The following is a 9,005-nucleotide window of genomic DNA, read 5'->3' on the forward strand; positions in this document are numbered from 1 at the left end:
TCGGGCCGCGTGCGCAGCGCCGCGCCGTCGGACGCGGCCGCGGAGCGCACCGTCGTGCACGGTACGGAGGCATCCAGATCGAGTGGGCGGCCGGTGGCCAGCGGCAGCACCGTGTTCTGCGGTGCCCGGCCGGTCTCCGGCCAGTGCACCACCGGGCGGTCCGCCTGGACCGGGGCGAGGACGGCGCCCACGCCGAGCGCGAGCGTGACCAACGCCAACCCGACGAGGACGATATTCCTGGCGGCAGGACGCATGATCGTGGACGATCTCATGCCGCCCGTCCGCGTCCGCAGGCAGATACCGCGGCGTGCGATGGCGGTAACAGCGGTCCGCGGGCGGATCGTCCGGATGCGGTCGGAGACCTGTTTCCGGGCGGACGGGGAAACACGGCCGGGAAAAGGACGACAGGGGATCGGTCGGACGTTCCCGGCCACCGGTCCCGCTATTCGACGGAGAAGTCCTCGAGAATGGTGTGCCGGCCGACAGTCGAATGGCGACGTGCCGGCCGGCGACGAGAGACGAGGCTGGTTCGACGACGACTGCGGCGCGGGGTCGTCGGACCATGATCAGAGACTGGTGTAGACGGGTTTACCGACCGATGACCTCGCCTCGGTAGGAGGCCAGGCCGCGGGCGACATCGTGAGCCTTGTTCAGCTCGGTGAAGTAGCGACGAATCGCGGCGTACAGCTTGCGCATGAACGACACCTCCCTTCGTACCGCGTCCGCCGTCCCGTCTGTTCGAGGAACCCGCGCACACTCCGACACCCGCGCTGCCGCGCTCGCACGATGTGGATTGCCGGTACTTTCCTCGGCGATGGGGGACGTGGCCCAGTCGCACTTCCAATATGCCATTCGCGCCCCTGGTCGCGCCAGTGGGAAGAATCGCACGCCGGAGCTGTAATGAACGGGCTCCGACAAGCGATCCTCCCAAGGAGGGCGTCCACGAACGGCCACTTTCGGGCTACCCCTGCCCGCCGGAGGCGAAACGGCCCGGGCGCCCGCCGACCCGCCGACCGCGGTTAGGCTCTCCGCACCGCCGCGGCCCTCGGCCTGCCCGAGGTGCCGACGACGCGGCGGAGGCAGTCGACCACGGCAACCGGGGGTAACGAGTGGGCGGAGAGGCCACGGCACCGGACGACCCGTTCGCACCGCCCGGACAGGCCTCCACCGGCCCGGCCGGGACGACGAAGGCGGGTCCGGCGGCCAAAGCGGTGTTCGACGACGTCCGCACGTTCGTCCGGCAGGCCACCGCACTGCTGTCCGCCCCCGACGTGCTCCGGAGGAACACGCACCGGCAGATCGACATCCTGCGCGACCGGCAGGCACGCGACGCGCTGAGCACCCGGCCGGTCGGCGAGCTGCGTGCGCTGCTCGGGAAGGGAGTGCGGCTCGGCGCGCTGGAGGACGCCGGGTACCGCACGGTCGCCGAGATCCTCGGCACCACCCCGGCCCGGCTACGGACGGTGCCGGGGATCGGGCCGCAGTCGGCGGAGCAGGTCTCGTCGGCCGCACAGTGGCTGGCCGACGAGCTCCGGCGGGAAACACGGATCCGTCTGGACCCGGACCGTCAGGAACCCGGCCAGACCCAGCTTCTCGCCCTCCTTGCGGCCGTGCGGCACGCGGACAGCGCACGGGCCTCGCTCAGCGCGCCGCTCAAGCGGTTCAAGCGGGAGACGACCCAACTCGTGCGGCAGGCCGAACCGGCCGGGAGCCGCGTCGGACTGTTCTTCCGCGGCCGCGCCACGAAGCGGACGGCACTCGACGCGCTGGCCCGGCTCGACGCCCTCCTCGCCGACCCGGAGACGCACAGCCTCCGCGACACCGTGCGGGCGCAACGCGAGGCAGCCAACCCCAAGTCGTACTCACCCGGATACCTGTGGCGGGAGTACGCGGACGACGCCGCGAGCGTCAACGCGTTGCTCTCCACCCTCACCGGGCAGGGGGACGCCGACGAGACCGAGGCCGCACAGGGTTTCCTGCCCGAGGAACTCCGCCAGGAGATCACGGCCGTCCCGCTCGACACGAGCCTGCTCACCGCGACCCTGCGCGGGTATCAGGTGTTCGGCGCCCAGTACGCCCTCCACCGGGAGTTCTCGATCCTCGGCGACGAGATGGGCCTCGGCAAGACCGTGCAGGCGCTGGCGGCGGTGGCCCATCTCGCCGCGAACGGACAGACCCGGTTCCTCGTGGTCTGCCCCGCGAGTGTGCAGAACAACTGGATCAACGAGATCCGCCGGCACACCACGCTCACCCCGCACAGCCTGCACGGTGCCGAGCGGGACGCCGCCACGCGGCACTGGCGGCGCACCGGCGGCATCGCGGTCACCACGTTCGGCACCCTCGGCCGGCTCGGCGGCGTCACCGACGACGGCCTCGCGATGGTGATCGTGGACGAGGCGCACTACGTCAAGAATCCGGAGTCGAAACGCTCCCGGACCGCCGCCGGGGTCGTCGACCGTGCCCAGCGGGCGCTGTTCCTCACCGGTACCCCGATGGAGAACCGCGTCGAGGAGTTCCGCACCCTCGTCGGGTATCTGCAACCGCGCATCGCCCGCTCCCTGGACGCCAGCGACGCCGTGGCCGGGGCGAAACACTTCCGGCGTGCGGTCGCGCCGGTCTACCTGCGTCGTAACCAGGAGGACGTGCTCACCGAACTGCCCGACAAGATCGAGCTCGAGGACTGGGTGCAGTTCAGCCCCGGGGACGGGGCCGCCTACGAGGCGACCGTGCGCGAGCGCAGTCTCATGGCGATGCGCCAGGCCGCCTTCCACGCGACCGATTCCGCCAAACTGGAACGACTCGACGAGATCGTGGACGAGGCCCGCGAGGACGGGCTCAAGGTCGTGGTGTTCTCCAACTTCCTCGCCGTTCTCGAGACCCTCGAGAAGCGGCTGGGGAAGGTGGTCGTGGGGCGGTTGACGGGATCGGTCCCGCCCGCCGCCCGGCAGCGACTCGTCGACACGTTCACCGCGCGGGACGGCCACGCCGTGCTGCTCAGCCAGATCGAGGCGGGCGGTGTCGGACTGAACGTGCAGGCCGCCTCCGTGGTGGTGCTCACCGAACCGCAGTGGAAACCCAGCACCGAGGAACAGGCCATCGCCCGCGCCTTCCGAATGGGGCAGATCCGCAAGGTCCGGGTACACCGGCTGCTGGCCAAGGGCAGCGTCGACGAACGCCTCCGCGAGGTGCAGGAGCGTAAGAGCCTGCTGTTCGACGAGTTCGCACGCCGGAGCGAGGCGAAGGAGGCCGACCGCCGCGCGGTCGACACGAGCGAGCACCGGCCGGGCATGCTGGACGACGAAGACATCCCGCTCAAGCAGCGCATCGTCCTCGCCGAACGGCACCGGCTCGGCCTCGACGGCTGAACCGGTGCCGGAGGCGGCGAACCGGTCACGCCGCCGGGCACGCGTACACCGCCTCGACGTAGGCGGTGGTGTTGGCGGCGCCGATCAGGTCGGGTTCCATCCGGTTCATCACGTAGGCGAAGGTCATGCGCCGGTCGAGGTCGTTGATCACGATCGATCCGCCGAATCCGCTCCACCAGCAGATCCGCCCCGCGGGCAGGGCCGGGAGGATCTCCGGGGTCGGCAGGGCGTAGCCGAGTCCGAACCGCACGGGCACGCCGAGCACCCGGTCGGTCCCGTCGGACTGGACGGTGAACACGTTCTCGAGGGTGGCCGGGGACAGATACCTCCGGCCGTCGACCGTCCCGCCGTGGGAGACGACCGACTGGGTCCGCGCGACCGAGCGCGCGTTGCCCTGGCCGCCCAGCGCGCCGAGTTCGGCCCCCAGGAACGCCCGGGTCGTGGTCACCGTGGGTGGGATGAGGGGATTGGTCAGGGTGCGCACGGGGATGCTCGCCGGATCGGGTGCGGCGTGCCCGGCACCGGAGCGGTCCGGGGGGACCGGGGTGGCCACGCGGGCATCGACGGTCTCCGGTGCGCCGAGCCAGTAGTCGGCCCCGAGCGGGCCGGTGAACTCCTCGCGCAGCACGGTGCCGAGGCTGCGCCCGGTGACCCGCCGCACGAGCTCGCCGACCAGGTGGCCGTGGGTCACCGCCTGGTAGCCCGAGCCCGCACCCGGCCGCCACCACGGCTGCTGGGCTGCCAGCAGGGCGGCCGCCCGCCCGGTGTCGGTGATGTCGTCGAGCGTGACGTCGGCCTCCCACCCGCACACCCCGGAGGTGTGACCGAGGACGTGACGCACGAGCACGTCCTGCTTGCCGGCGGTGGCGAACTCGGGCCAGTACCGCGCCACCGGCGCCTCCGGGTCGAGCGCACCGCGGTCGATCAGGGCCAGCGCGACCAGCGCCGCCATCGTCTTGGTCAGCGACCAGGTGTTGACCAGGGTGTCCCGCCGCCACGGGGTGCCGGAGTCCCGGTCGGCGAGCCCGCCCCAGAGGTCGACCCGGGTGCGGCCGTCCTCGATCACACACACCGACGCGCCCACCTCCGCGCCGTCCCGCAGCCTGCGCCGCAGCAGGTCCCGGACCGGGGCGAACCGGGGATGGCAGGTCCCCTCGACGCCGTCGGGCGCGGTCACCGCGCGGCCGCCTTCCGCGCGGCGCGTCTGCGGCCCGCGGCGATCTCCCGGTGCAGGTCCCGGTTGTACCGGGCGAAGTCGACCTGGATGGTGTGCCGGGGTGCGGCGTAGTACTGGCCGAGATGGGCGCGCTCGTCGCGGGTGATCGCGGCGTGCATCGCGTCGACGTCCGGCAGCGCGTAGTCCCCGGTGAGGTGTGCGGCGATGAGCTTGCTCTGCTGTTCGGCCAGGTTGACGATGGTCGGCGAGGCCTGCGCCAGGCCCGCGTAGTACAGGTCGTCGATCCCGGGTCGGATCATCCGTTTGAACAGCGGCAGCCGGTGCTTCTCGTCCGGCAGCAGTTCCGGGTCGTCGAAGAACGGGAACGTCATCCGGTACCCGGTGGCGTAGACGACGACGTCGGCCTCGATGCGGGTGCCGTCCACACACACCACCGCGTCCCCGTCCAGCCGTTCGATCTCCGGCACGCACGTCAGGTCCCCGGACCCGGCCTTGACGAGGAAGTCGGCGCTGACCGAGGGGTGCGCGGCCAGCGGTTCGTGGTCCGGCTTCGGCAGCCCGTAATCCTCCATGTTCCCGAGGCTCTTCCGGATCGCCCGGCGGGCCAGGGACAGCCCCAGCTTCTTCGGCATCCACGGCGGCATCATCATCTTGTCGGCCGGTCTGCCGCCCCGGTACTTCGACAGCACCCACACGCCCCGGCGCGCCGAGACCCACACGTGCTCGGCGATCGAGCGGTGGGACAGTTCGGCGGCGATGTCCAGGCCGGAGTTGCCCATGCCGACCACGACGACCCGCTTGCCACGCATGTCGACGGGGGAGAACGGGCTGCGGTAGGAGTGGCTGTGCAGCAGCGTGCCGTCGAACGTGCCGGGGTGGTCCGGCCACCGCGGGTTCCAGTGGTGGCCGTTGGCGACCACGAGCGCGTCGTAGTGGCGGGACTCGCCGGTGTCCAGGATGACCTCCCAACCGCCGCCCGGTCGGCGGGCGGCGTGCTCGACGGAGGTGTTGAAGGTGATGGTCTCCCGCAGCCCGAAATGCTCGACGTAGTCGCGGAAGTAGCGGTGGATGAGGCTGTGGTGCGGGAAGTCCGGCCAGTCCGCGCCCGCCGGGAAGTCCTCGAACTGCAGCCGGGTGGTCGAGGTGTCGATGTGCAGCGACTCGTAGCAGGCGGAGCGGCCGTTCGGATTGCCGAAGTACCAGTTGCCGCCGACGTCGTCGGAGGCCTCGAAGCAGTCGTACGGGATGCCGTGATCGGTCAACCGCTTGGCCGTGGTGAACCCGGAACACCCCGCGCCGATGATGCAGACCGAGGGCAGGGACGTCATACGCGCGCCTCCTCACTCGTCGGAGTGGCCTGGATCACTCTGCCATGGTCGGTGACACAGTGTCCAGTGAGTGGTCACCGGGTCACCGAGCCCGGGCGGTAGCGTGGGTTCGGACGGTGGGCCGGACCCGAGCGGGAGGTACGGTGAACGAGCGCGCGGACGGCGCGGGCGGCCGCCGGGGGACCCTGCGGGACCGGCAGAAGCAGCAGACCCGCCGGACCCTGTTGGACAGCGCGAAGGCCGAGTTCGTCGCCCGCGGCTACGCCGCGGTCACCGTCGACGACATCGTCGCCGCGGCCGGGTGCAGCCGCGCGACGTTCTACCTGCACTTCACCGGCAAGCCCGACATCCTGCACAGGATCGGCGCGGAGACGATGGAACAGCGCGCCGTCGCCGTCTACGCCGAACTCGACGGTGTGCTCGAATCCGGGTCGCGCACCGAGTTCGCCCGGTGGATGCGGCGCGCGGTGGCGTGGTTCGAGGCGAATCAGGCGATCCTGCCCGCGTGGGACGAGGCGGTCGCGCTGGAACCGGAGTTCCGCGCCGTCGCCAAACGCGCCGTCGACGAACTGCCCGCCGCGATGCCCGGATACCTGCGGCGCTGGGGAGCGCACCGCCACGGCGAGGCCAGCCTGCGGATCGAACTGCTGGTCAGCCAGCTCGAACGGTCCTTCACCCGGTGGGCGGTGCAGGGCACCATCGACACCTCCGCCGACGAGGCGGCCGAGGTGCTGTGCGACATCTGGTTCCCGGCCCTGCTGCCCCCCGAACACCGGCCGCCGCCGGAGGAGGAACCGCCGGGGCACCGGTCGTGAGCCGGGGAACGCCGCCGGGTTCGACCGCCGATCAGTCGTGCCTGCGCCGAAGCGGCTTCCGGCAGTCCCCGTCCCAGCAGGAGTCCGACTCGGCCTCCTCGGTCTTGACCACTTCCAAGAGGATGTCGGTGTCGGTGGAAACCGGGGCGGGAAGTGGCTCTTGGCCCACCACCCGCCAGTTGGAGTACTCGACGGCGAACGCGTGGTCGTCGACGGGGATGACGTCGACGGAGTCGAAACCGGCTTCGATGATCCGGGAATGTGCCGACGAGAGAATCTCGCCCCGCACGTCGGGGAGTTCGACCACGGTGGCCGGTTCGTCCGTCGTGCTGCTGGGCGGGGCGGGCCGCGTCGTGGTCGGGTCGGGTTCGGGCTCCGGCGGTGCCGTCGTGCCCGCAGGCGTGGACGTCGCGGCGCCCGCGGTCGGCCCGGTCTCCTCGCCCATGCGGTCGATGACCTGGACGAGGAAGCCCACGGCACCGATCACTGCCACGCCGACGACGAACTTCTGCTTCTTGTCGGCCATCTCGGGCCCGCCTTCCGCTCCACACTGATCGCCCCCGGGGACGGCTGATCTTAGCCGCTGACAAGGTCAGCGGGAACTGCCGGAGATTGTCGGACCGCACGGCTACGGTCTGGACCCGATCGAACGCGGGAGGTAGTTCCATGGGTAAGGTCATCATCACGGTCCAGATGTCGGCGGATGCGAGCATCGGCCCGGACATCGGGTGGTTCGAGGGCGGGGAGCACGAGTACGCCGGCGAGCAGGAGATCCGACTCGCCGACGCGTTCCTGCTCGGCCGCAGGACGTACGAGGCGCTGGCGCCGATCTGGCTGGCGACGTCCGGCACCTTCGCGGAGAAGGTGAACGGGATCCCGAAGTACGTGGCCTCCCGGTCGGCATCGGGCGAGCCGTTGCGGTGGAACGCGACCGCCCTCAAGGGTGATCTCGCCGGGGAGGTGCGCCGCCTCAAGGGGGAGCACGAGGGCGATCTGCTCACCTACGGCTGCGGCGAGTTCGCCTTCGAACTGGTCAGGTCGGGTCTGGCGGACGAGATCCGGTTCTGGGTCCACCCGATCGTCTGGAGCGAGTCGCGCCGACCCTTCCACGGTCTGGGTCCTGTGCGGATGAGCCTCAAGGACTCCACGGTGTTCCGCAACGGTGTCGTCCGACAGACTTACGAACCGGTATCGGTGGAGTGAACACCACGGTGGTCCGGGGGTGGGCTCGTCGTGGAGCCGGGATGGTCCCGTGGTGACCGGGCGAGCCGCCTACCAGCCGCGGGCCTCGGCGAACACGTCCCGTTCGGGTTCCGGGGGCTTCAGACGGCTCCACGCCCCGAACCCGGCGCGTACGACGGGGGCGAGGCCCACTCCGACGGGTCCCGTCTGGTGCTCCGGTTTGTCCCGGCCGGTCGCGGCCTTGTACCGGCCCCGGTGCACGGTCCACTCGCTGTCGATCTCGCGGCGGAGTGACTCGGCCGGAACGATGTAGTACTTCCAGCTGTGCTCCGGTGCGTCGCCGTCCGGTCGGCGTCGGTCCACCAGGATCACGTGGTCCGTGTCCTCCATCAGTGAGTTCTTGTCGAACAGCCACGTGTCGCTCTGCTTGTCCCGGATCGCCGTCGCGTACACCTGAACCTTGGCGTCGTTGATCCGCAGCCAGTCCCGGGATTCGCTCCTCTCCACCATGACCGCGTGTCCGTGTTGTGCGGCCTGCCAGACCACTTCCCGCAGCAGCTTGTCCCTGGCGTTCATTCCCCGTCCTTCCGGGCACCTCGCTCCGCGCCGGTCCTCGACCCTCGTTCGCCTGTGCTGTCGTCGGTGAGGTGCCGTGCGTCACGACTCGTCGGAGACCGTGGCCGAGTCGAAACCTCACCGAGACGCGACCGGTCGCCGAGGGACGGTCGTGCGTGTGCGTCGACGAGAGCATGCTCGCCTGTTCCCGTCCGGGACCCGGCCGCTCGGGAACCACGGGCACGGCGGTGTGCGGGACGGAGGGCTGTGCCTACCCTGGACGGGTGCGGATGAGGCCGACGCTGAGCTGGACGCGGACCGGGGAACCGGCCGCCCGGACCACGGACCTGGGTGAGGTCGTGGAGACGGTGTGCCGCGGCGGGGTCCTGGTCCTCAGCGGGGCGGGGCTGTCCACCGAGTCCGGTATCCCCGACTACCGGGGTGCCGACGGGAGCCTGCGGCGGCACTCGCCGATGACGTACCAGGAGTTCGTCGCCGCGGCCGAGGGCCGGCGCCGGTACTGGGCGCGCAGTCACCTCGGGTGGGCCGCCGTGGCGCGGGCCCGGCCGAACGCGGGTCACCA

At 71.1% G+C, this 9,005-nt stretch carries 7 protein-coding genes and 2 pseudogenes; 4 read left to right on the top strand and 5 right to left on the bottom strand.

Annotation, left to right across the window (positions count from 1 at the left end):
- Positions 1-272, bottom strand: a pseudogene (locus SACPADRAFT_RS29220) (hypothetical protein); the annotation flags it as partial.
- Positions 273-1,109: 837 nt separating this feature from the next.
- Between SACPADRAFT_RS29220 and SACPADRAFT_RS0221655 the strand changes: the two are divergent.
- The gene (locus SACPADRAFT_RS0221655; protein ID WP_007025320.1) at positions 1,110-3,365 is read left to right on the top strand and encodes a DEAD/DEAH box helicase; all 2,256 of its coding nucleotides are present in this window, start codon (positions 1,110-1,112) and stop codon (positions 3,363-3,365) included.
- Between the two features lie 25 nt (positions 3,366-3,390).
- Here SACPADRAFT_RS0221655 and SACPADRAFT_RS0221660 read toward each other — a convergent pair whose 3' ends face one another.
- The gene (locus SACPADRAFT_RS0221660; RefSeq protein WP_007025319.1) at positions 3,391-4,542 is read right to left on the bottom strand and encodes an EstA family serine hydrolase; all 1,152 of its coding nucleotides are present in this window, start codon (positions 4,540-4,542) and stop codon (positions 3,391-3,393) included.
- Positions 4,539-5,870 carry a flavin-containing monooxygenase gene (locus SACPADRAFT_RS0221665; protein ID WP_007025318.1) on the bottom strand — a complete coding sequence of 444 codons (1,332 nt, stop codon included), beginning with the start codon at positions 5,868-5,870 and terminating at the stop codon, positions 4,539-4,541. Before SACPADRAFT_RS0221665 ends, SACPADRAFT_RS0221660 begins: the two co-directional genes overlap by 4 nt.
- Positions 5,871-6,013: 143 nt before the next feature.
- Here SACPADRAFT_RS0221665 and SACPADRAFT_RS29225 point away from each other — a divergent pair, with 143 nt between their 5' ends.
- Positions 6,014-6,685 carry a TetR/AcrR family transcriptional regulator gene (locus SACPADRAFT_RS29225; RefSeq protein ID WP_007025317.1) on the top strand — a complete coding sequence of 224 codons (672 nt, stop codon included), beginning with the start codon at positions 6,014-6,016 and terminating at the stop codon, positions 6,683-6,685.
- A gap of 31 nt (positions 6,686-6,716) precedes the next feature.
- Here the strand turns inward: SACPADRAFT_RS29225 and SACPADRAFT_RS0221675 are convergent, their stop codons facing one another.
- Positions 6,717-7,211 (bottom strand): PASTA domain-containing protein, encoded by a 495-nt coding sequence (locus SACPADRAFT_RS0221675; RefSeq protein WP_007025316.1) that lies wholly within the window; start codon positions 7,209-7,211, stop codon positions 6,717-6,719.
- Between the two features lie 140 nt (positions 7,212-7,351).
- Here SACPADRAFT_RS0221675 and SACPADRAFT_RS0221680 point away from each other — a divergent pair, with 140 nt between their 5' ends.
- Positions 7,352-7,888: a dihydrofolate reductase family protein gene (locus tag SACPADRAFT_RS0221680; protein WP_007025315.1), complete on the top strand. Its 537-nt coding sequence runs from the start codon at positions 7,352-7,354 to the stop codon at positions 7,886-7,888.
- 69 nt (positions 7,889-7,957) lie between these two features.
- Here the strand turns inward: SACPADRAFT_RS0221680 and SACPADRAFT_RS0221685 are convergent, their stop codons facing one another.
- The gene (locus SACPADRAFT_RS0221685) at positions 7,958-8,443 is read right to left on the bottom strand and encodes a hypothetical protein (RefSeq protein ID WP_007025314.1); all 486 of its coding nucleotides are present in this window, start codon (positions 8,441-8,443) and stop codon (positions 7,958-7,960) included.
- A 263-nt stretch (positions 8,444-8,706) separates the two neighbouring features.
- Between SACPADRAFT_RS0221685 and SACPADRAFT_RS34235 the strand changes: the two are divergent.
- Positions 8,707-9,005: pseudogene (locus SACPADRAFT_RS34235) on the top strand (NAD-dependent protein deacetylase 1); the annotation flags it as partial.

Origin of the sequence: Saccharomonospora iraqiensis subsp. paurometabolica YIM 90007 (genome assembly GCF_000231035.2) — a bacterium.
GTDB lineage: Bacteria > Actinomycetota > Actinomycetes > Mycobacteriales > Pseudonocardiaceae > Saccharomonospora > Saccharomonospora paurometabolica.